16 protein-coding genes and 1 pseudogene are annotated in these 21,005 nt (G+C 69.0%); 7 read left to right on the top strand and 10 right to left on the bottom strand.

The genetic code is table 11. The annotated features are described in order from the left end of the window. The first annotated feature begins 2 nt into the window (after positions 1–2). The 3 genes from K6T84_RS04330 to ctpC all read left to right on the top strand — a co-directional run bounded on the left by K6T84_RS04330 (position 3) and on the right by ctpC (position 3,281). Positions 3–725 (top strand): TIGR03089 family protein, encoded by a 723-nt coding sequence (locus tag K6T84_RS04330; protein WP_225400482.1) that lies wholly within the window; start codon positions 3–5, stop codon positions 723–725. An 88-nt stretch (positions 726–813) separates the two neighbouring features. Continuing rightward, positions 814–1,095 carry a DUF1490 family protein gene (locus K6T84_RS04325; RefSeq protein WP_225400483.1) on the top strand — a complete coding sequence of 94 codons (282 nt, stop codon included), beginning with the start codon at positions 814–816 and terminating at the stop codon, positions 1,093–1,095. Positions 1,096–1,103: 8 nt separating this feature from the next. Then, on the top strand, positions 1,104–3,281 hold the full coding sequence (gene ctpC / locus K6T84_RS04320; protein WP_224861994.1) for a manganese-exporting P-type ATPase CtpC: 2,178 nt from the start codon (positions 1,104–1,106) through the stop codon (positions 3,279–3,281). A gap of 75 nt (positions 3,282–3,356) precedes the next feature. Here ctpC and K6T84_RS04315 read toward each other — a convergent pair whose 3' ends face one another. The 3 genes from K6T84_RS04315 to pstS all read right to left on the bottom strand — a co-directional run bounded on the left by K6T84_RS04315 (position 3,357) and on the right by pstS (position 7,302). Continuing rightward, positions 3,357–3,908: a cation diffusion facilitator family transporter gene (locus K6T84_RS04315; RefSeq protein WP_224865904.1), complete on the bottom strand. Its 552-nt coding sequence runs from the start codon at positions 3,906–3,908 to the stop codon at positions 3,357–3,359. A 208-nt stretch (positions 3,909–4,116) separates the two neighbouring features. Next, the gene (locus K6T84_RS04310) at positions 4,117–6,084 is read right to left on the bottom strand and encodes a serine/threonine-protein kinase PknD (RefSeq protein WP_225400484.1); all 1,968 of its coding nucleotides are present in this window, start codon (positions 6,082–6,084) and stop codon (positions 4,117–4,119) included. Positions 6,085–6,183: 99 nt separating this feature from the next. Beyond that, positions 6,184–7,302 (bottom strand): phosphate ABC transporter substrate-binding protein PstS, encoded by a 1,119-nt coding sequence (gene pstS, locus K6T84_RS04305; RefSeq protein WP_224861998.1) that lies wholly within the window; start codon positions 7,300–7,302, stop codon positions 6,184–6,186. Between the two features lie 129 nt (positions 7,303–7,431). Here pstS and K6T84_RS04300 point away from each other — a divergent pair, with 129 nt between their 5' ends. Then, the gene (locus K6T84_RS04300) at positions 7,432–8,604 is read left to right on the top strand and encodes a CaiB/BaiF CoA transferase family protein (protein ID WP_225400485.1); all 1,173 of its coding nucleotides are present in this window, start codon (positions 7,432–7,434) and stop codon (positions 8,602–8,604) included. Here K6T84_RS04300 and K6T84_RS04295 read toward each other — a convergent pair. The 6 genes from K6T84_RS04295 to pta form a co-directional block, all read right to left on the bottom strand. Next, positions 8,577–9,881, bottom strand: coding sequence for an acyltransferase family protein (locus tag K6T84_RS04295; RefSeq protein ID WP_225400486.1), 1,305 nt, complete (start codon positions 9,879–9,881; stop codon positions 8,577–8,579). The genes K6T84_RS04300 and K6T84_RS04295 overlap by 28 nt on opposite strands. A 20-nt stretch (positions 9,882–9,901) precedes the next feature. Beyond that, positions 9,902–11,644 (bottom strand): DUF2339 domain-containing protein, encoded by a 1,743-nt coding sequence (locus tag K6T84_RS04290; protein WP_225400487.1) that lies wholly within the window; start codon positions 11,642–11,644, stop codon positions 9,902–9,904. Positions 11,645–11,705: 61 nt separating this feature from the next. Then, positions 11,706–12,335: a response regulator gene (locus K6T84_RS04285; protein ID WP_224977160.1), complete on the bottom strand. Its 630-nt coding sequence runs from the start codon at positions 12,333–12,335 to the stop codon at positions 11,706–11,708. After that, on the bottom strand, positions 12,335–13,462 hold the full coding sequence (gene macS, locus K6T84_RS04280) for a MacS family sensor histidine kinase (RefSeq protein WP_225402044.1): 1,128 nt from the start codon (positions 13,460–13,462) through the stop codon (positions 12,335–12,337). Before macS ends, K6T84_RS04285 begins: the two co-directional genes overlap by 1 nt. Before the next feature lie 8 nt (positions 13,463–13,470). Then, positions 13,471–14,619: an acetate kinase gene (locus tag K6T84_RS04275; protein ID WP_225400488.1), complete on the bottom strand. Its 1,149-nt coding sequence runs from the start codon at positions 14,617–14,619 to the stop codon at positions 13,471–13,473. Continuing rightward, a complete protein-coding gene (gene pta, locus K6T84_RS04270; RefSeq protein WP_225400489.1) occupies positions 14,616–16,709 on the bottom strand; it encodes a phosphate acetyltransferase in 2,094 nt (697 codons plus the stop codon). The genes K6T84_RS04275 and pta overlap by 4 nt, the downstream gene beginning before the upstream one ends. Positions 16,710–17,168: 459 nt before the next feature. Between pta and K6T84_RS04265 the strand changes: the two genes are divergently transcribed. Then, positions 17,169–18,419, top strand: coding sequence for an IS110 family RNA-guided transposase (locus K6T84_RS04265; RefSeq protein WP_225400490.1), 1,251 nt, complete (start codon positions 17,169–17,171; stop codon positions 18,417–18,419). Positions 18,420–18,548: 129 nt separating this feature from the next. Continuing rightward, positions 18,549–19,772 carry an IS110 family RNA-guided transposase gene (locus tag K6T84_RS04260; protein WP_225400491.1) on the top strand — a complete coding sequence of 408 codons (1,224 nt, stop codon included), beginning with the start codon at positions 18,549–18,551 and terminating at the stop codon, positions 19,770–19,772. Between the two features lie 90 nt (positions 19,773–19,862). On the opposite strand, the gene K6T84_RS04255 is transcribed toward K6T84_RS04260, so the two are convergent. Next, positions 19,863–20,165, bottom strand: a complete 303-nt coding sequence (locus K6T84_RS04255; RefSeq protein WP_224972559.1) for a hypothetical protein — start codon at positions 20,163–20,165, stop codon at positions 19,863–19,865. A gap of 456 nt (positions 20,166–20,621) precedes the next feature. On the opposite strand from K6T84_RS04255, the pseudogene K6T84_RS04250 reads away from it, so the two are divergent. Continuing rightward, positions 20,622–21,005 (top strand): annotated as a pseudogene (locus K6T84_RS04250) (integrase); the annotation flags it as partial.

The raw sequence follows: 21,005 nt of genomic DNA, 5'->3' as shown, positions 1-21,005 counted from the left end.
GGGTGACCAACCTCGGCTCGGCGATCCTGGACCCCATCCTGCGCGCCGACCCGGTGGGGCCACGAATCACCTATTACGACGACGCCACCGGCGAACGCATCGAGCTGTCCGCGGTCACCCTGGCGAACTGGGCCGCCAAAACCGGCAACCTGCTGCGCGACGAGCTCGGCGCCGGGCCCGACAGCCGCATCGCGGTATTGCTGCCGGCACATTGGCAGACCGCGGCGGTGTTGTTGGGCGCGTGGTGGATCGGCGCACAGGTGCTGCTGGAATCAGACGGTGACGCCGACGTCGCGGTGTGCACCGCGGCCCGGCTCGACGAGGCCGACGCAGCGGTGGCCGCTTCCGGCGGCGAAGTGGTGGTGGCGTCGCTGGACCCGTTCGGCCGGCCGGTGCCGGATCTGCCGGTGGGCGTCACCGACTACGCGACTGCGGTGCGGGTACACGGCGACCAGCTCATCCCGGAGCCGCACCCCGGCCAGGCATTGGATGGGCTGTCCAGCGACGAGGTACTGGCGGCCTGCGAGAAATCAGCGGCCGCAACGGGTTTGACGTCCGCGGATCGGATCTGGTCGGCCAGCGATTGGGACACACCGGCCGCGCTGATCGACAACATGCTGGCGGTGTTCGCCGCCGGCGGGTCGCTGGTACAGGTCGCCAACCCGGACCCGGGGGCACAGGAGCGACGCCGCGCCACCGAGAAGGTGACCCGCTCACTGGGCTGATCAGCATCAGCCGCTGCGATACATGCATAGATGCTTATATGGTGATAGCCTTGGCGGCACCAATCGAACGTGAACAAGGGGATCACTCATGGCGGTACAGGGACTGCTGGCAAAGGCGGCCGGAACGGTCTTCACCGGACTGGTCGGGGTCAGTGCCTACGAGCTGGCACGCAAAGCGTTGGAGAAGGCACCGCTGCACCAGGCCGCGGTGACCGCCACCGAATGGAGCCTGCGCGGAACCCGCCGGGCCGAGGAGGTTGCAGAGTCGGCGCGCCTCAAGGTGGCCGACGTGGTCGCCGAGGCCCGCGAACGCATCGGCGAGGAGGCCACCCCGCCGGCGGCGGCCGTCGGACACGACCACGACCACTGACCGTGGCCATGAACGGCACCGATGAACTGACCGTCGTCTCGGATGCCGCCGGGCGGATGCGGGTGCAGGCCGCCTGGGTGCGCTGCGACTCCCGGCGCGCGGTGGCCGCCGAAGAGGCGGCCGGGCGGGTCAACGGGGTGCGCACCGTGCACGCCTACCCGCGCACCGGCGCCGTCGTGGTCTGGTACTCGCCGAAGCGGTGCGACACCGCCGAGATCCTGGCCGCGATCGCCTCGGCGGCCACCGTCGCCGCCGAGCTGATCCCGGCCCGCACTCCGCGCTCGGCGGACATCCGCAACACCGACGTGCTGCGCATGGTGATCGGCGGCGCGGCATTGGCGCTGCTGGGTGTGCGGCGCTATGTGTTCGCCCGGCCGCCGCTGCTCGGGCCGAGCGGGCAGCTGGTGGCGACCGGGGCGACGGTCTTCATGGGCTATCCGTTCCTGCGGGGCGCGCTGCGCTCGATCCGCTCCGGTAAGGCCGGCACCGACGCGCTGGTGACCGCCGCGACCGTCGCCAGCCTGGTGCTGCGGGAGAACGTCGTCGCGCTGACCGTGCTGTGGCTGCTCAACATCGGCGAATACCTGCAGGATCTGACGCTGCGCCGGACCCGGCGCGCCATCTCGGATCTGTTGCGCGGCAACCAGGACACCGCCTGGGTCCGCCTTGCCGACGGAACCGAAGTCCAGGTGCCGATCGACACCGTGCAGATCGGTGACGAGGTGATCGTCCACGACCATGTGGCGATCCCGGTCGACGGCGAGGTCGTCGACGGCGAGGCCATCGTCGACCAGTCGGCGATCACCGGGGAGACCCTACCGGCCAGCGTCGCGATCGGAGCAGTCGTGCACGCCGGCTCGGTGGTGGTGCGCGGCCGGATCGTGGTGCGTGCCACGGCGGTGGGCAATCAGACCGTGATCGGCCGGATCATCAGCCGGGTCGAGGAGGCGCAGCATGACCGCGCACCGATCCAGACCGTCGGCGAGAACTTCTCCCGGCGCTTCGTGCCGGCGTCGTTCGTCCTCTCGGCGCTCACCCTGGCGCTCACCGGCGACGTCCGTCGAGCGATGACCATGCTGCTGATCGCCTGCCCGTGCGCGGTGGGACTGTCCACCCCGACCGCGATCAGTGCCGCGATCGGCAATGGCGCCCGGCGCGGCATCCTGATCAAGGGCGGCTCGCATCTGGAGCAGGCCGGCCGGGTGGACGCGATCGTGTTCGACAAGACCGGCACGCTGACCATCGGCCGCCCAGTGGTGACCAATATCGTTGCGATCCACAAGGATTGGCAACCCGAGCAGGTGCTGGCCTACGCCGCCAGCTCCGAGCTGCACTCCCGGCATCCGCTGGCCGAAGCAGTCATCCGTTCCACTGAGGAACGCCACATCAGCATCCCGCCGCATGAGGAGTGCGAGGTCCTGGTGGGCCTGGGCATCCGCACCTGGGCCGACGGACGCACCCTGCTGCTGGGCAGCCCGAACCTGCTGCGCTCGGAGAAGGTCCGCATCCCGAAGAAGGCCTCGGAGTGGGTCACCAAGCTGCGCGCCCAGGCCGAGACCCCGCTGCTGCTGGCGGTCGACGGCACCCTGGTCGGGCTGATCAGCCTGCGCGACGAGGTCCGCCCCGAGGCTCACGAAGTCCTCAGCCAGTTGCGCGCCAAAGGAATTCGCCGCATCGTCATGCTCACCGGTGATCACCCGGAGACCGCCGCCGCGGTGGCTTCAGAGCTCGGCATCGACGAGTGGCGCGCCGAGGTGCTCCCGGAGGACAAGCTCCAGGTGGTCCGGGCATTGCAGGACGAGGGCTACGTGGTCGGCATGGTCGGCGACGGCGTCAACGACGCGCCCGCGCTGGCCGCCGCCGATATGGGGATCGCGATGGGGCTGGCCGGCACCGACGTGGCGGTGGAGACCGCCGACGTGGCCTTGGCCAACGATGATCTGCGCCGGTTGCTCGATGTCCGGGACCTGGGCGGCCGTGCCGTGGAGGTGATTCGGCAGAACTACGGTATGGCGATCGCGGTCAACGCGGCCGGGCTGCTGATCGGCGCCGGTGGTGCGCTGTCACCGGTGCTGGCGGCGATTCTGCATAACGCGTCGTCGGTGGCCGTGGTCGCCAACAGTTCGCGGTTGATCCGGTACAAGCTGGACCGCGAACCGATGGCATCCGGGGACGCCACGGCGTAATGTGTGACCGTCCCGACTGTCCCTGTCGAGCAACACCACCAGCTCCAGGGCAGTCGGGACTTTATTCGCCCCCGGTCAGCACCCGCAGCCCTCGCCGCGCCAGGACCGAACGCCCTGCCAGGCCGACACCGCCGCCACACCGAGGCCGATCACCGGGTCCAGCCACCAGAAGCCCGACCATTGCGCGGTGAGCGTCAATCCGATCAGTACCGCCACGGCCTGGGTCGCGCACAGGTAGTTCTGTACACCCTCGCCGACGGTGGCCGCCGAACCCAACCGGACCCCGAGCCGCCGCTGGGCGCGACCCAGAATCGGCATCACCAGCACCGCCGCTGCGGTGAGGGTGATGCCGATGACGCTGCTCTCGGAGCGGTGCTCGCCGAACAGGTGGTTCACCGACGCCGCGGCGATATAGGGGGCGTTGATCCAGAACGACACCGCCACCCCGATCTGGGCGCGCCGTTCGGCCGTCGGGGACAGGGTGCGCGAACCGGTGAACCGCCAGATGACGATGGCGCCGGCCAGCGCCTCGGGGACGGCACCCAGCGCCCAGCCGGTCAGCGCGATCGAACCGGCGGCCAACCCCTGCCACAGCCCCACCACGCCCTCCACGCCCACCAGCAGCATGCTGACCCAGGCCAGACGACGCGCCCACCCGGCCGCGCGGTGCCAGCCGGCGTCATAAACCGGGTCGTGGTCGTGGTCGTGGTCGTGGGAATAGCCGTGCTGGACCGCATGCTCGACGACGCCTACCGATTCGGGCTCGGAGCTGCGACTGTCCACCCCGAAATCGTACCGTCCGCCACGCCCCTCAGCCCGGATCGTGGGTCAGGTCTCAACCGTTGGCGTGGTCCATCTTGACCACTCGGTCATTGCCGCGGTCGGCGATGTAGACGTCGCCGCTCTTGCTCACCGCGACGGCCAACGGTGCGTTGAGGCCGGTGAACGGCAACACCGCCGGGATGGCCGCGCCGGTGCCGAGCTTGACGACCTTGTTGCGGGTGCGCTCGGTCACGTAGACGCTCCCGCCGTCACCCACCGCGATGCCCCACGGCGCGACGATTCCGGCGAAGGGCAGTACGACCTGCTCATTGGTGGCCGACATGACCTTGAGCACCCGGTTGTTGCCGGTGTCGGTGACATAGACGTTGCCCGCCGAGTCGACCGCCACCCCTTCGGGCTTGTTGAGGCCCGCGAAGGGCACCGTGGTCTGCAGGTTCGACCCGGCTTCCAGCCGCAGCACGACCTCATTGACGCGGTCGACGACGTAGACGTTGCCGCCGGAATCGACCGCCACCCCTTGGGGCTCCGCCAGGCCGGTGAAGGGCAGCGCGACATGGGAATCGCCGTCGGCGGAGATCTTGACCACACGGCTGTCGGCGTCGGAGAAGTACACGTTGCCGCCGGAGTCCACCGCCAGCCCGCGCGGCTGGTATTGGTCGCTGAACGGCAACACCGTCGAACGATCCGAGCCGTCGGCCAGCTTTACCACCCGACCTTGCATGCCCCCGCTGGTGACGTAGACACCACCGTCGCCGTCGAGCGCCACCGCATCCGGCGACAGCCGGTAGTCGAGGTCGTTGAACGGCAGCACGCCCTGCGGCGGGGCCGCCACCGGCGAGGCCGACGACGTCTCGCTCACCAGGTTTCCGACCCCGACGACCACCGCGACGACAGCCGCCGCGGCGGCCACCACCAGCACGGGTTTGCGCGGCATCCGCAGCCGGCGCCGCGTCGCCACCGGGATGACCCGCGCGTCGGTGCGCTGCAGCAGCGAGGTGATCGGGAATGCGTCCGAGGACAACGGCGAGCCACCGAGCCCAACACCGGCCTCCGAATCGGGCGGCGTCCAGCCGGTCCAGCCGTGGCCGTCGACCACCGGGCGCGGCGTGCCGTCGGTTCGGCTGTCGGCCTCCAGACCACCGGGAAGGTGCAGGGCGGGCTCGCCACGCCGCAGGATTCTGGCGACTTGGTGGCGTTCCGGCTCGGTCAGCGCCGCGTAGGCGGCCGCGGCCAGTTCACCCGCGCTGCTGTATCGGTCTTCGGGCCGCTTGGCCAGCCCACGTGCCAGCACGTCGTCGACGCCCGCCGCTATGCGCCCTGGCCGCAACTTGCTGGGCCGCGGCGCTTCGGCGGTCAGGCGTTCTGCCAACGCATCTTCGACGGTGTCAGCGGAGAACGGCGGCACCCCGCTCAGGCACTCGGCCAGCACGCAGGCCAGCGAATAGATGTCGGCGAGGTGGGTGACCTGTTCGCCGGCCAGGCGCTCGGGCGCCATGTAGTGAACGGTGCCCGGGTCCGGTTCGGCGATGGCCGCGGCGACACCGAAGTCCGCCAGATGGGCCAGGTCGTCGTCGGTGAGAAGGATGTTGTCGGGTTTGACGTCGCGGTGGATGACGTCGGCATTGTGCGCGGCGTCGAGCGCCGCCGCTACCTGACGCACGACCGCGACCGCCCGCGGCGCGCTCATCGGGCCGCCGTCGGCCAGCACGGTGGCCAGATCGGTGCCGTCGATCAGGCCCAGTTCCAGATAGAGCCGGTCCTCGATCTCCCCGTACGCGCGGATCGGAACCACGTGCGGTTCGGTCAGCTGACCGGCGGCTTCGGCCTCGTCCTCCAGCCGGCTGCGGAACGCCTCATCGACGGAGAGGTCCTCGGAGATCAGCTTGAGCGCGACCGTTTCGTCGTTGCGGGTGTCCTCGGCCCGGTACACCTCACCGACAACGCCGTGCCCGAGCAGTCGCTCGAGCTGATAGGGACCGAATCGCGAACCCACCCGCGATCCCGGCTCGGCGCTGTTCACCGACGACGCTCCCTTCACCCAACTGTTGAGCCCTGCTGAGCCGCGATTCCGCGGCGAAAGTCCGCCCACCAGCCTAACCGGCGGCGGCCCGGCCGGTGCTCACGATATGGCGTTGACCGCCGTCAGCAGCCTCGATTTGACCGCCGAGGGCAACGGAATGGCCCCGTACTGGTCCAGTCCGTCCTGGCCGGGGCCGATCGCAGACTGCAGGAACGCCTTGACCGCCGACCCGACGGCCGCGTCCGAGTACGTCGAGCAGACCACTTCGTAGGTCGCCACCATGATCGGGTAGCTGCCGGCCTCGGTCGGCTTGTACAGCGACGCCAGGTCCAGCACCAGGTCGTTGCTCTGCCCGGAGCCCGACACGAATTTCGCCCCGGCGATCGTCTGGCCGACCGACTCGGCCGAGATGCCGACCGGGCGCGCCCCGTCCGAGGCGATGATCTGCGCCATCGGGAGCTGCTTGCCGACCGCGAACGACCACCCGGTGTAGGTGATGGCGCCGTCGGTGTTCTGCAGGGCCGCCGACGTGCCGCTGTCCCCGGCGGCTCCTTCGCCGACGCCGCCGTTGAAGAACTCACCGGAACCGCCGTACCAGGCGCCCTCGGAGGCGCTGTCGAGGTACTTCTGGAAGCTGGCGGTGGTGCCCGACCTGTCGCTGCGGTAGACGACGTGGATCGGCAGCGAGGGCAGCGCCACGCCTGCGTTGAGCGCCTTGATCGCGGGGTTGTCCCAGGTGCCGATGGTGCCGTTGAAGATCTTCGCGACGGTGGGGCCGTCCAGGTTCAGGTTGGTGATCCCGTTGATGCGGTAGGCCAGAGCTATCGGGGTGAACACGACCGGCAGGTGCCATGCGGGTGAGCCACAGCGCTCCGCAGCCCGGTCGGGCTGCCCCCTGGATAGGTCGAGCACCACATCGGTGCCGGCGAGGTCGGTCGCGTTGGCCAGGAAGTCGTCGACCCCGGCCGCCGAGCCGTTGGCGTTGTAGGTCAGGGATTGGCCCGGGCAGGATCGGTTGTAGGCGTAGGCGAATTGCTCGAACGCCGCCTCCTGCGCTGTGGAACCGCCGGCCCGCAGATCCTGTTTGCCGCCGCAGTCCACCGCCACGTCCGGGGCGCCGACCAATGCGGCTCCGCCGGCGTCGACGCCGCACGCCGAAACCGTCAGCGCGCCAGCAACGAGCAGAACCGGCAACACGGTCGATCGGCCGAATCTCACAGGATTGGACTTTACCGTGGCGGCCCTTAGGGGATCGCGGCATCGCCGGAAGCCTCCCGTGCGCCCCTGACTTATCGGATCGCGAGGCTCTAGGGTTGCGGGATATTCGTCGATCGGAGGGCACCGGATATGGCCGACGGCCCCAAACCACTGGACGGCTTCCGGGTCGTGGACTTCACCCAGAACGTGGCCGGGCCGCTGGCCGGTCAGGTGCTGGCCGATCTGGGTGCCGAAGTCATCAAGGTGGAGGCACCCGGCTGCGACGCCAGCCGGCAGATCACCTCGGTGCTGCCCGGCCGCCCCCCGCTGGCCGTCTATTTTCTGCCCAACAACCGAGGCAAGAAGTCGGTGACCGCCGATCTGCGGACCGCCGAGGCCGCCGAGAAGATCCTGGCGCTGGTCGAGGGCGCCGACGTGGTGTTGGAGTCCTTCCGGCCCGGCGTGATGGAGCGGCTCGGGCTGGGCCCCGACGAATTGCGCCTCCGCAACCCGAGGCTGATCTACGCGCGACTGTCGGCGTACGGCGGCAACGGGCCCAACGGCGACCGCCCCGGGGTCGACCTGATGGTGGCCGCGGAGGCGGGCATGTCCTCCGGGATGCGCACCCCCGACGGCAAGCCGCAGATCATCCCGTTCCAACTGGTCGACAATGCCAGCGGCCATGTGCTGGCGCAGGCGGTGCTGGCCGCGCTGCTCAACCGGGAACGCCACGGCACCGGCGACGTGGTCGAGGTCGCGATGTACGACGTGGCGGTGGCGTTGCAGGCCAACCAGCTCACCGTGCACCTGAACCGCCCGGCAGAGGCCCGCGCCGCATCACCGGCTGCCGCGCCGGCCAAGCGACGCAAGGGAGTCGGGTTCGCCACCCAGCCCTCGGATGCGTTCCGCACCGCCGACGGCTACGTCGTGATCAGCGCCTACACGCCCAAACACTGGGACACGCTGTGCCGCACCATCGAACGGCTGGATCTGATCGCCGATCCGCGGTTCGCCGACCAGCGCTCCCGGTCGATCAACTACGCCGAGCTCATCACCGAGCTGGAGTCCACCCTGACCACGGCGACGTCGGAGCAGTGGGTGGATCGGTTGCAGCGCAACGGTTTGATGGCGTGTCTGGCCAACACCTGGAAGCAGGTGGTGGACACCGCGCTGTTCGCCGAGAATCAGCTGGCCCTGCGAACCGGCGAGGGTGACACCGCGATCACCGTGGTGCGCACCCCGGCGCGCTACCGCTCGTTCGATGCCGCCGTCACCGGCGCTCCCCCCACACCGGGTCAGCACAACGACGAACTGCTGGGCTGAGCGGCCAACGCACGGGCACCCACCAGTGCGGCCAGCATCACCGCTACGCATATCAGCCCATCGTCTTTGAGCCCCCATTTGATCGCGACCAGTGTCGCGGCCCCGGCCACCATCAGCAGCAACCCGACTAGCCCGCTGCGCCCCGGTGCTATCGCCACCGGGGAGTCCCAGCCCGGCAACGGGTTGTTCTCCAGCGGGCGCAGCACCACGAACAGCACCGCCATCACCGCCGCCACCAAGAGCACCTGTATGACGCTGAGCGCCACGAAGTGTGGCAGACCCGGGTAACGCGGCAGGCCGAGGCCGTCGAAGAGCAGGTGCACGCCGAGCAGCACCGGAATGTGCCACAGATACAGCGTCATCGCCCCGGAGTTGCCGATCGCGGTCAGCCACCAGACCCGGGGCCGCTGCGCCCACCGGGTGATCGCCGGCGCCGCCCAGATCGCCAGGGCGCTCATGATGACCGCATGGCCGGCCAAGAGCAGCGACGGCGGGCTCGTGTTGGACAGCTGGTGATCGCCGGTGCCGACCAAACTCAACTGATAGGGCCCGAACCGCATCAGAACCACGTTGACCGCCAGCAGCGCCGCCGCCACGACCAGCGCCGCGGGCCGGGCCAGCAGGCCGCGCCGGTAGGCCACCCCGAACATCGCCGGTATGAGCCAGACGGCGAGGTTGAGATATCCCAACGGCGCCAACGCCGGCCAGTGCAGCCGCAGCGCGTCCACGGCGGCGATACCGGCGTAGACAGTGCCGACGCCGACAGCCAGCCGAGCGGGCGTGGCGATCCGGTACAGCACCGGGATCGCGGCCAGCACCAGAACGTAGGCGCCCAGGAACCACAGCAGCTGAATGCTGACCCCGGCCACCGGTTCGTAGACGTGCCGAGGCAACACCGGGTACAGCACGGTCAGCGCGCAGGCCCAGAACGCCAGGTAGTAGAACACCGGGCGGAACAGCCGCAGGCAACGCTTCATCAGCCAGCCGCCCCAGTCGGCACCCGGCTGCCACGACGTGAGGCAGGCCGCCGCGCCGGCGAAGAAGAATAGCGGCATGATCTGGAAGATCCAGGTCAGTGCGGCAAACGCCGTCGACGTGGTGAGCAGGTTGTCCCAGATCAGCACGCCGTCGCGGATCACGCTGGTGGCCATCACGGTGTGCCCGACCACGACGCCGATCAGGGCGGTGATCCGCATGACGTCGACGGCGCGGTCGCGCTCGGCCGGTGTTGCCGCGGCGAGTTCGGCGGGTCCGGGGAAGCCCAGCAGATTTGTCATCGTCTGTTGCCTTTCTCGAATCAACTCTGTCCGCCGGCGTCCTGTTGCGCCAGGCTGCGGGCGTAGCCGGTGCCCATGCCCAGTAGCAGCAGGCCGGCGACGATGAATGCTGCGACCCGCACCATGCCGTCGAGGGTGCCCAGGTCGAACAGGAACAGCTTTGCGGTGGCGGCTCCGGTGAGCGCCAGTCCGGCGGCCATCGGCAGGGTTCGGGCGTCGCGGTCGGTCAGGCGTAACGCGTAGCGGAACAGGGCGGCCGCCATCGCGATCCAGCACAGCGTGGCCGCCATGTGGCCGGCCAGGAATCCGCCGGTACCGCCGATCGCGACACCGAGGGTGACGGTGAAAGCGGTGACGGCGTAGCCGATCAGCGCCCCGCCGGCCGTGGCCAGGATCGGCGCATCGGCGGAGTTCGCGCCTTGGCCAACCCCGCCGGCGGCGTATGCGCGTGCGGTGGCGGCCACCAGCGCGATGAGCAGCAAGCTGGCGATCAGCGTGGACACTGTGTCGGCAGCCGACATCGCCGTCGCGATGATCAGGCTGGCCGGTGACGCGTAGCTGAGGTATACGATTCCGCCGGCGAACCCGAATCCCGTTGCTACCCAACGTGCCACACCGCTCTGTCGGCCGGCGACGGCGACGATGACGGCCGTGGCCAGCAGTATTGGGGCCAGCACCGAGCCGTGGAAAGCCGTGGTGATCGCGATCAGTGCGGCGACCGCGGACAGCGCCGCGAAGACCTGCACGACGACCGGCGGCAGTGCCCGGTGAATGAGGATGACGGCGAGCATGGCCATCGAGAGCGCCGCCGCCAGCACGGTGGCCGGCCCCCGGTCCATCGCGGCCCCGGCGGCCAGCACCGGCAGGGTTCCGGCGGCGGTCAGCAGCGCGAGTGGACCCGGCCGGGTGGTGGTCGGCAGCAACAGCAGTCCGCTGACGACGGCCAGAATCGCCGCGACGCCGCAGGCGCCGCCGATCAGCCATCGGTCGTGCCCGCCGGACAAGGCCAGTGCGGCCAGCAGCGGCAGCGTCGCCGCCGCGATGCGGGCCGCGAACATCCCGGTCCAGTCCCTGCCCAGCTGAACCGGCAGCGCCGCCGCCGACAGTGCCAGCAGGAAACCGATCAGCAGTAGGTCGACGTCACCGCTGATGATCGGGGCCAGCACGATCAGCGGGACCAGCACCAGCAGTGCGAGAGGTTCGGAGTCCCAGCGTCGCGCCAGGGCCAGGCCGGCGCCGCCCACCGCGGCGGCGACCGCCAACCCGACCGGTGCCGGCACCCACTGGTAGTGCGCGGTGATCGCGACCAGGTCCAGGTAGGCCGCGGCGATCCCGGTGGCGGCCAGCGCGATGGCCCCGATCCGTCCGCCCGGCCGGGTGCGCAGCCGGCATGCCACCCCGACCAGCCCAGCCGACAGCGCGAAGCCACCGGCGACCCGAATCTCGGGGCGCAGGACGCCGGCCTGGGCGGCCAGCACCAGCAGCAGTACCACCCCGACCAGGGTCACCGCGACTCCCGCGACGGCCAGCAGCTTGCCGACCCAGCCCGAGTCGCCCACGGCGGGCGCCGGTTTCGGTTCCGTGTGGGTCGGCCACGGTGCGGGCGGCGGTGGGGCCGCCGGAACAACCGGAACAACCGGAGCCGGTGCGCTGCCGAGTATCCGATCGAGTTCGGCGAGTTCCCCGGAAACCCGGTTGAGCTGCCAGGACAGTGCGTGGCATTCGGCGGAGAGCCGGTTGATGACGGCTCGCGGTTCGGTCATATCGGCCACGATGCCGGGTGAATGGCCCCAGCGGATGAGTAGGACTACCTGATCCGATCCGTTATTCGTCCAACCCGTGCTCGATGGCGTACCGAGTGAGCTCCACCCGGTTGGCGACCTGCAGCTTGCGGAACGTGGCCTGCACGTGGTTCTCGACGGTGCGGTGGCTCAGCGACAGTTTCACCGCGATCTGCTTGGCGGACAGGCCCTTCGCCACATGGCGCAGCACCTCGGTCTCCCGCTCGGTCAGGGCGGGGGTTGCGGGCCCGGCGTCCGGGCTGCGCTCGAGTCGGCGGTATTCACCCAGCACGAGTCCGGCCAGCCCGGGGGTGAACACCGCGCGTCCGGCGGCAGTGGCTTCCACGGCGGCGTTCAGCTCGTCGCGCGAAGCGCTCTTGACCAGATAGCCGGTCGCCCCGGCTTTGACGGCCTGCAGCACGTCGTCCCGTTCGTCGGAGGCCGACAGCACCAGCACCCGCGTCGACGGCGAGACCTCAAGCACCGCGGTCGTTGCCGCGACTCCGTCGCCGTCACCGAGCCGCATGTCCATCAGGACTACATCGGGTCTGACCACCTCGGCCCGGCGGCGCGCCGCGGCCACCCCGTCGGCGGTGGCCACCACAGTGAACCCCGACTCGGCGAGGTCTCGGGCCACGGCGTCCCGCCAGATCGGATGGTCGTCGACGACCATCACCGTCGGATGCTGAGTTCCCACTCGGTTCCCTCCCCGACATCGGTGTGCAACACGGCGCTGCCGCCCAGTGCTGCGAGCCGGCCGACGATCGACTTCGAGACTCCGACGCGTCCCTGTCGGGCCGCCTCCTCCAGCCTGCCCGCGGCGATGCCCACGCCGTCGTCCCGCACGCTGACGGTGACGATGTCGCCGAGGTCTTCGCACAGCACGAATGCCCGCGCATCCGGGCCGGCGTGGCGACGCACGTTGTCCAGCGCGTTGCCGATCGCCGCGTCGAGTTCTGTTGCGGTGCCGCGCGGCAGCATCACCGGCGTGGCGGGCAGGCTCAGCGACACCCGGTCGTCCTCACGGAGGCTCAACAGGGCGCGCAGGTCGGCTTCGCCGGCGACCGTGTCTTCGGTCGCGGCGAACTCGACCGAACTGACCAACCTGCGCAGCGCGCGTTCCTGCTCTCCGGCCAGATCCGCCAACTCCGCTGCTGCACCGCCGATTTCACGGCCGCGCCGGGCGACCAGCGCCAACACCTGCATGACGCCGTCGTGGACATGCCGGGCCAACCGTTCGCGTTCCTCGGTCGCCGCCGACAGTCGGGCCGCGCGTTGCAGCTCGTCATGGGCGCGCCGTGCCGTCTGGGCGGCCATGCCCACCGCCAGCGCGAGCGCCAACTCGATGACCACTGTGGCGTTGCGGCCGAAGTTGAGGCTCAGATAGCCCTTGACGAACGCACTGGCGGCGGTGACCACGATCGCGGCCGGCATGCCGCCGGCGGGGCCGAACTGCAGTGCCGCCGAGATGACGGCGTTGCTGGCCCACAGCGTCGTCGGCCAGGTCTGGTTTTCGAGCGCCCACACCCGGGAGGCGACCACCTCGGTGGACAGCATCAACGCCACCACGGCAGCCAGCTCGGCGATCACCCAGGCCGGGCGCCGGCCGAAGCCGCGCAGGTAGGCGATCGCGCAGGCGGCACTCCACGCGATCAGCACCGCGAACAGCAGCCAGCTGACCCCGGGCCGGGCCAGGTCGTCGTTGATCGCGATCTGAAAACCCAGGGCGTAAAGGCAGCTCAGCAGGCGGAACAGCTGTGCCGCACGCCACAGCGGTGCGGTCGCATCCGAATCCCGCATCACGGCCGTTACACGAACTCCCAGGCGGCGCGGGCGATCGCCAGCTCCTCATTGGTGGGAACCACCAGGACGGTGCTGCGTGAGGCATCGGCGGAGATGATCCGCGCGCCCCTGCCGGAGCGGTTGCGCTGCGGGTCGACGATGATGCCCAGCCCGTCCAGGCCCGCCAGCGCATCCTCGCGCACGTCGGGCACGTTCTCTCCTACCCCGGCGGTGAAGGCGATCGCGTCGACGCGGCCGAGCACCGCCAGGTAGGCACCGACGTACTTGCGCAGCCGGTGGATGTAGACGTCATAGGCCAGCCCGGCCGCCTCGCCCGGCGCGCCGCCGGCCGCCCGCTGCCCGAGCAACTCCCGAAAGTCGTTGATCCCACTCAGTCCCTTCAGCCCGGATCGGCGGTTCAGCAACTCGTCGAGTTGCTCAACGCCGAAGCCGGCGGTGCGGTTGAGGTGGAACAGCACGCCGGGGTCGATGTCACCGCTGCGGGTGCCCATCACCAGCCCCTCCAGCGGGGTCAGCCCCATGGACGTCTCGACCGCCTTGCCACCGCGCACGGCCGACGCCGAGGCCCCGTTGCCCAGATGCAGCACGATGGTATTCAGCTCGGCCGGATCGCGACCCAGGACCGCGGCGGTCTCCCGCGAGACGTATTCGTGCGAGGTGCCGTGGAATCCGTAGCGGCGGATGCCGTATTCGGTGGCAACGTCGTGATCGATCGCGTAGTGGGCGGCAGCCGGCGGTAGCGAATGGAAGAAGCCGGTGTCGAACACCGCCACGTGCGGCACGTCGGGAAAGTCTTTGCGGGCCACCTCGATTCCGATCACGTTGGCCGGATTGTGCAGCGGCGCCAGCTCGGCGAGCCGTTCCACCTCGGCCACCACCGCATCGGTGATCAGGGTGGGCGCGAAGAACCGGCTGCCGCCGTGCACCACCCGATGCCCGACCGCGCGCACGGCGGTGAGGTCGACGCCGGAGTCGATGAGCCGCCGGTGGATCAGCCGCAGTCCGGCGGCGTGATCGGCGACCGGCCCGTCGGGCTCGCCGATCTGTTCCACGAGTCCGGAGACCACCGCGGTTCCGGCCTCCGGGTCGACCAGCTGGTACTTGATCGATGACGAGCCCGAGTTGAGTACCAGGACCAGGCCGGCGTCGCTCACGATGTGGCTCCCTGTGCCTGAATCGCGGTGATCGCGACCGTGTAGACGATGTCATCGACCAGTGCGCCCCGGGACAGGTCGTTGACCGGTTTGGCCAATCCCTGCAGCACCGGCCCGATCGCCACGGCGCCGGCGCTGCGCTGCACCGCCTTGTAGGTGTTGTTGCCGGTGTTCAGGTCCGGGAACACCAGCACGGTGGCCCGCCCGGCCACCGGCGAGTCCGGCATCTTCGCGGCCGCAACCCCCTCGTCAACCGCGGCGTCGTACTGAATCGGGCCGTCGGCCAGCAGGTCGGGGCGTCGCTCGTGCACCAATTGCGTTGCGGCACGCACCTTGTCGACTCCCGCCCCGGATCCGGACTCACCGGTGGAGTACGACAGCAGCGCCACCCGGGGTTCGATACCGAACGCATCTGCGGTGGCCGCCGAGGAGATCGCGATGTCGGCGAGTTGCTCGACAGTCGGATCGGGTACCACCGCGCAGTCGCCGTAGGCCAGCACCCGGTCCGACAGGCACATCAGGAACACACTGGACACCGTCGACACTCCGGGCGCGGTGCGGATGATCTCGAACGCCGGACGGATGGTGTGCGCGGTGGTGTGCGCAGCACCCGACACCATCCCGTCGGCGATCCCCAGCTGCACCATCATGGTGCCGAAATAGGAGATGTCCCGCATGATCTCGCGAGCGCGGTCCTCGGTCATCCCCCGGTGTGCGCGCAGTCGGGCGTATTCGGCACCGAAGGATTCGAGCAGGCCGCTGCTGCTCGGGTCGATCACCTGCGCGGCGTCCAGATCCACCCCCAGTTCGGCGCCGCGCCCGCGCACCACGTCCTCGACCCCGAGCAGCGTCAGGTCGACGATCCCGCGGGACAGTAATCGCCCCGCCGCCAACAGGATCCGGTCATCCGATGCCTCCGGAAGCACGATATGGCGGCGGTCGGACCGGGCTCGTTCCAGCAGCCGGTACTCGAACATCTGCGGTGTCACCACCGTCGACGCCGGAACCCGGATCCGTTCGGCGAACTCCGCGCGGTCGACGTGGGCGGCCATCACCGCCAGCGCGGTGTCGATCTTGCGCAGCGAGTCGACGGTGATCCGGGATCCGGTGTGCGACACCTGCTCGGCGGTGTCGTAGGTGCGGTGGCTGGTGGCGATCAGCGGCAGCTTGGGCCGCATCCCCTTGACCAGTTTGTCGATGGCCGGATGCGGCAGCAGACCGCCGTTGAGGATGATCCCCGACAGCGACGGGAAGCCCTGTGCCTCATGCGCGTTCAGCAGTGCCAGCAGCACGTCGGAGCGGTCGGCCGGCACGATCACCACCTGGCCCTCGCTGAGGCGCTCGAGGATGTTCTCGGCCGTCATACCGCCGACCATCACGCTGAGCGCCTCTCGGCGCATCAGCTCGGGGTCGCCGCTGTAGACGGTGCCGCCCAGGGCTGTGCACAGTTCGGCCATCGTCGGGGCCGACAACAACCGCACTTCCGGAACCGCGAACGCTGGCACGTCGATTCCCGCCAAAGCGGTGGTGACCTCCGCGAGCCGGTCGGGATCGCAGCGGTTGGCGATCACCGCGGCCGGCCGTGCATGCACCGAAGCCACATCGGCCAGGCAGCGCGCGGTGATCTCGGAGATGGACTGCGGGTCGCGATTGTGGCCGTTGACGGCCAGGACCAGCGGTGCACCCAGATTCACGGCGACGCGGGTGTTGAAGCTCAACTCACTCGGGTTGACGACGTCGGTGAAGTCACTGCCCACCACCAGCACGGCATCACATTGCCGGGCGACCTCGTGGAAGCGCGAGACGATCTCACTCAACGCGGCTTCGCGGTCGGCGTGGACCTGCTGAAAGGTCACGCCGCGGCAGCCGGTGTGGTCGTCGAGCTTGGCGGTGGCGTGCGCGAGCAGCAGTTCGAGTTGCTCGTCGGTCTCCTCAAGCGACCGGACGATCGGCCGGAACACCCCGACCCGTGAAGCGGATGCGGCGAGCAGGTGCAGCAGCCCCAGTGCGATCACGGTCTTTCCGGTACCGCCTTCGGTGGCGGCCAGATAGATACTCGACGTCGGGGTGTCAGAGGTCGGCTCGCTCATGATGAGTTCAACCTAATGGGAATCGATCAGCGTGTCCTTACCGGGGATCTTGGTTCTTGAGCGGGAGGCTGATCACCGAGCCGCCGGCCGGTGAGCACTACTTTGACCTGGAGTGATGCTCGACTCCTGGGGTTAGATCGTGCCCCGGCCGGTTGGTGAGGTCATCTGTAGCGCTCACTGGTCTACCTTCCTGAGGTCATCGCTTCTAGATGAAGCGTTGATGCACCCGAGGTGCCACCAGGTCACTGCCCTGCTCGCTTGACGCAATTGATGTCCATCATGAGATCTGCAGGACCTGGTGGTTGCCCGGGGCGTGCCGACCGTCGATAGGGCTGAGCGCCAACGCCACCTGTGGCCGCGAGCGCCGATCAGTGAGCGAACCGGCAACCACGCCCCGGCGCCAACGGCACCGACACAAATGGGTGCCTCCCCACTGGAGCAAGCAGCGAGGAGGCTGACATGAAGTCTGCCAGTAACACCCCCACCGATTCCATGAGGTTGCCCGAGGAACCGCCCGGCGGGGTGACCGCCGGCCTGGACTGGGCCCGAGACGACCATGCGGTCAGCGTCGTCGATGATCGCGGGCGCGAGCTGGCCCGATGCACACTGACCCACACCGCTGCCGGGCTGCGCGAACTCGTCAAGTTCCTCGGCCGTCACCAGGCCGTGGAGGTCGCTATCGAACGCCCCGACGGCCCGGTCGTCGACACCCTGCTCGCCGCCGGGGTCACTGTGGTGGTTATCTCCCCGAATCAGGTCAAGAACCTGCGCGGCCGCTACGGATCGGCCGGCAACAAAGACGATCGGTTCGACGCCTACGTGCTCGCCGACACCTTGCGCACCGACCGGGCTCGCCTGCGCCCGCTGATCCCCGATACCGATGCCACCGTCGCGTTGCGCCGCGCCTGCCGAGCCCGCAAGGATTTGGTGAATCATCGTGTGGCCGTGGCTAATCAGCTGCGCGCCCACCTGCGCAACGTGCTGCCCGCCGCCATCGGATTGTTCAAGGATCTCGACTCCGCAATCAGCTTGGCGTTTCTGACCCGCTTCGACACCCAGGACAAGATCAACTGGCTGACCCCCAAGCGGCTCGGCGACTGGCTGTCCAAACAGGGCTACTCCGGCAAGGTCGACCCCACCGTGCTGCACCAACGCATCCTGGCCGCCGCTCCCGGCGCCACCGGGATCCACGGGACCACCCAGGCCCACATCACCGCCAGCTACGTCGCGCTGCTGCACACCCTGGTGGCGCAGATTAAGGCGCTCTCGGCCCAGATCAACACCCAACTCGACGCCCACGCCGACGCCCACATCTTCACGTCCCTGCCACGGGCCGGACGCGTGCGGGCCGCCCGGCTGCTGGCCGAGATCGGAGACTGCCGCGCCCGTTTCCCGACGCCCGAATCCCTGACCTGCCTGGCCGGCGCAGCACCCTCGACCCGCCAATCCGGCAAATCCCGCATCGTCGGATTCCGCTGGTCCTGCGATAAACAACTGCGCGATGCCGTCACCGACTTCGCCGCCGACACCCGACTGGTCAACCCCTGGGCCGCCGAACTTTACGACCGCGCACGAACCCGCGGTCACGACCATCCCCACGCCGTGCGCATCCTGGCCCGAGCCTGGCTCCACGTCATCTGGCACTGCTGGCACGACAACCTTGCCTACGACCCCAACAAACACCGCGCACTCCAGCGCATCCTCGCTTGACGCGAGGCGGCTTGACATAGGGCTTCTCATGGGATGTCGTGCCGGCTGAGCACTGATCCATTAGGTCGCCGCCGGGTGTCCTTCGGCTCGAACAGGATTCACCCACGCTGAACCGAGGGAGGCCCATCGATGCTGTTCGTCGGAGACGACTGGGCAGAAGACCATCACGACGTGTATCTGATGAACGACACCGGCGACAGGCTGGCGTCGCGGCGACTGCCCGAAGGCCTGGCCGGGATCGGGCGGTTGCACGAGATGATCGCCGAGCATGCCGAGGAGCCCGAGCAGGTGGTGATCGGCATCGAAACCGACCGCGGTCTGTGGGTGGATGCCTTGACCGCAGCCGAATACCAGGTGTTCGCGGTCAACCCGCTCGCGGCGGCCCGCTACCGCGACCGCCACCACATTTCGGGAGCCAAGTCCGATGCGTCTGACGCGAAGTTGTTGGCCGATCTGGTGCGCACCGACCGGCACAACCATCGCCCGATCGCCGGTGACAGCGGCAAGGCCGAGGCGATCAAGGTGCTGGCCCGGGCCCACCAGAATCTGATCTGGGCGCGCACCCGCCACACCAACGGTTTGCGCTCGGCGCTGCGCGAGTACTACCCCGCGGCGCTGGATGCCTTCGATGATCTGGCCGACCGTGACGCGCTGGCCATCCTGGGCCGCGCCCCAACCCCCGCCGACGCTGGACGCCTGAGCCTGTCAAAGATCCGTGCTGCGCTCAAAGCCGCTGGACGCCAACGCAACCTCGACACCCGTGCACAACACATCCAGGTCGCCCTGCGCACCCCGCAGCTCACCGCTCCCGCCGCAGTCACCGCCGCGTTCGGGGCCAGTACCCGGGCTGCGGTCGGCATCATCGTCGAGCTCAACCACCAGATCGCCGATCTTGAGGCCGAGCTGGCAACACATTTTGAGGCACACCCGGACGCCGACATCTACCGCTCCCTGCCAGGACTTGGTGTCATCCTCGGCGCCCGGGTGCTCGGTGAATTCGGGGACGACCCGAACCGCTACACCACCGCCAAGTGTCGCAAAAACTACGCCGGAACATCACCCCTGACGATCGCCTCAGGCCGCAAACGCGCCGTGCTCGCCCGCCACGTCCGCAACCGCCGCCTCTACGACGCCATCGACCAATGGGCCTTCTGCGCCCTGACCACCAGCCCCGGCGCCCGCACCTTCTACGACCAACACCGCGCCGCCGGCGACCTGCACCACCAAGCCCTACGCGCCCTCGGCAACCGCCTCGTCGGCATCCTGCACGGCTGCATACGCCACCACAGCACCTACGACGAACACAAAGCCTGGGCACACCGCCAAACCAACCCCGATACCCGGGCCGCTTGACAACTTACGACCCTGGGATGTCTAACCGGCCGACTCCTCGGTTGGGTCGGCGAATCATGGAACAGGGCCGCAGGCCCGGACGGCTCGCGGCTACTTGCCGGGCATGCAGGCGGCGGCGAAGACGTTGAACCACACCACGTGGCAGCCGGCCGGCGGTGTCGCCGGGCCGGCGGGCGCCGAAGCGCCGGCCATCATCGGCGCCGCAGGCACGATGGGCGCGGGTTGCGCGCCGCCACTGGGGCCGGCCGAGGTGGTGACAACAGCACCAGCTCCCGGTGCCGGAGTGGCACCGTCGGCGTCGGGGGCGGCGAATGCCACGCCGGCCGGCGCAATGCCGACCGCCAGCAGTCCGGCGGCGATAACGCCCAAAGGATGCACAATAGAATTGCTCATGTGAATTTTACTCATGTGAATTCAAGCCTTCCAAAAATAAATATTATCGCGTCCGTTAATCTACATTTCTTGAACGCGATGGAATTAATCGTATATCGGCATACGAGTGAATTCAACGCGACAGCGCGTGACGTTCGACCAGGAATTCAATAGCTGTGACGGCCGTCTCGATCTTCGGAGGCAGACTCACTACGGTGCGCCCACCTGGTGACCGGCAAAGCCCTCGCCAGGCGGCGCGGGCCACCGCAACTACGGCATGTACTGGGGGCAGTACGCCCGGTAGGCGATATCCATGAACGTATTGGCGCGCGCATTCGACAGATTGTCATTATGCTTCATCAATACCGACAGGATCCGACGAGCATCACGGGAAGTGCCCGCGAAACACCCTCGGTGCATCACGTAAAAATGCCCGCGAAACGGTGATCGTCGTGGGGCATGGGAAGTGGGCTGTCGATGTCGTCTCGTGCTGAGATCACCGCGAGGTTCGCCCAGGCGTACGTGAAGGCGCCGAAGGCGGACAAGTGCCAGATTCTGGATCAGGTTGTGCAGGTCACCGGCTGGTCGCGTGACAACGCTCGGCGGCGGTTGAGAGCCGCGGCCCGGCCGCCGGGAGTGGGTCGGCAGGTCGCCAAGCGGCCTCGCCGGCAGCGTGAGCCGAAGTACTCCTACGACGCGTTGAAGGTGCTGCAGAAGGTCTGGGCGGCCTCGGGTGGGCAGTGCGGGCGCTACCTGGCCGCCTCGATGGCCCTGCAACTGGCGGCCTTGGAGCGCCACGGTGAGCTGGTGAACGGCCAGGACCGCTACAGCCCCGACGTGCGCGGCGAGCTGTTAGCGATG

This window comes from Mycobacterium zoologicum, assembly GCF_020181635.2.
Taxonomy (GTDB): Bacteria; Actinomycetota; Actinomycetes; order Mycobacteriales; family Mycobacteriaceae; genus Mycobacterium; species Mycobacterium zoologicum.
The sequence above is the reverse complement of the archived record's forward strand: the minus strand, read 5'-3'. Positions and strand labels throughout refer to the sequence as shown.

Coding starts and splice junctions, on each gene's coding strand:
- K6T84_RS04325 (WP_225400483.1), top strand. CDS start 814: ATGGCGGTACAGGGACTGCTGGCAAAGGCGGCCGGAACGGTCTTCACC.
- ctpC (WP_224861994.1), top strand. CDS start 1,104: ATGAACGGCACCGATGAACTGACCGTCGTCTCGGATGCCGCCGGGCGG.
- K6T84_RS04315 (WP_224865904.1), bottom strand. CDS start 3,908: ATGCTGCTGGTGGGCGTGGAGGGCGTGGTGGGGCTGTGGCAGGGGTTG.
- K6T84_RS04300 (WP_225400485.1), top strand. CDS start 7,432: ATGGCCGACGGCCCCAAACCACTGGACGGCTTCCGGGTCGTGGACTTC.
- K6T84_RS04295 (WP_225400486.1), bottom strand. CDS start 9,881: ATGACAAATCTGCTGGGCTTCCCCGGACCCGCCGAACTCGCCGCGGCA.
- K6T84_RS04290 (WP_225400487.1), bottom strand. CDS start 11,644: ATGACCGAACCGCGAGCCGTCATCAACCGGCTCTCCGCCGAATGCCAC.
- K6T84_RS04285 (WP_224977160.1), bottom strand. CDS start 12,335: ATGGTCGTCGACGACCATCCGATCTGGCGGGACGCCGTGGCCCGAGAC.
- macS (WP_225402044.1), bottom strand. CDS start 13,462: ATGCGGGATTCGGATGCGACCGCACCGCTGTGGCGTGCGGCACAGCTG.
- pta (WP_225400489.1), bottom strand. CDS start 16,709: ATGAGCGAGCCGACCTCTGACACCCCGACGTCGAGTATCTATCTGGCC.
- K6T84_RS04265 (WP_225400490.1), top strand. CDS start 17,169: ATGAAGTCTGCCAGTAACACCCCCACCGATTCCATGAGGTTGCCCGAG.
- K6T84_RS04260 (WP_225400491.1), top strand. CDS start 18,549: ATGCTGTTCGTCGGAGACGACTGGGCAGAAGACCATCACGACGTGTAT.
- K6T84_RS04255 (WP_224972559.1), bottom strand. CDS start 20,165: ATGAGCAATTCTATTGTGCATCCTTTGGGCGTTATCGCCGCCGGACTG.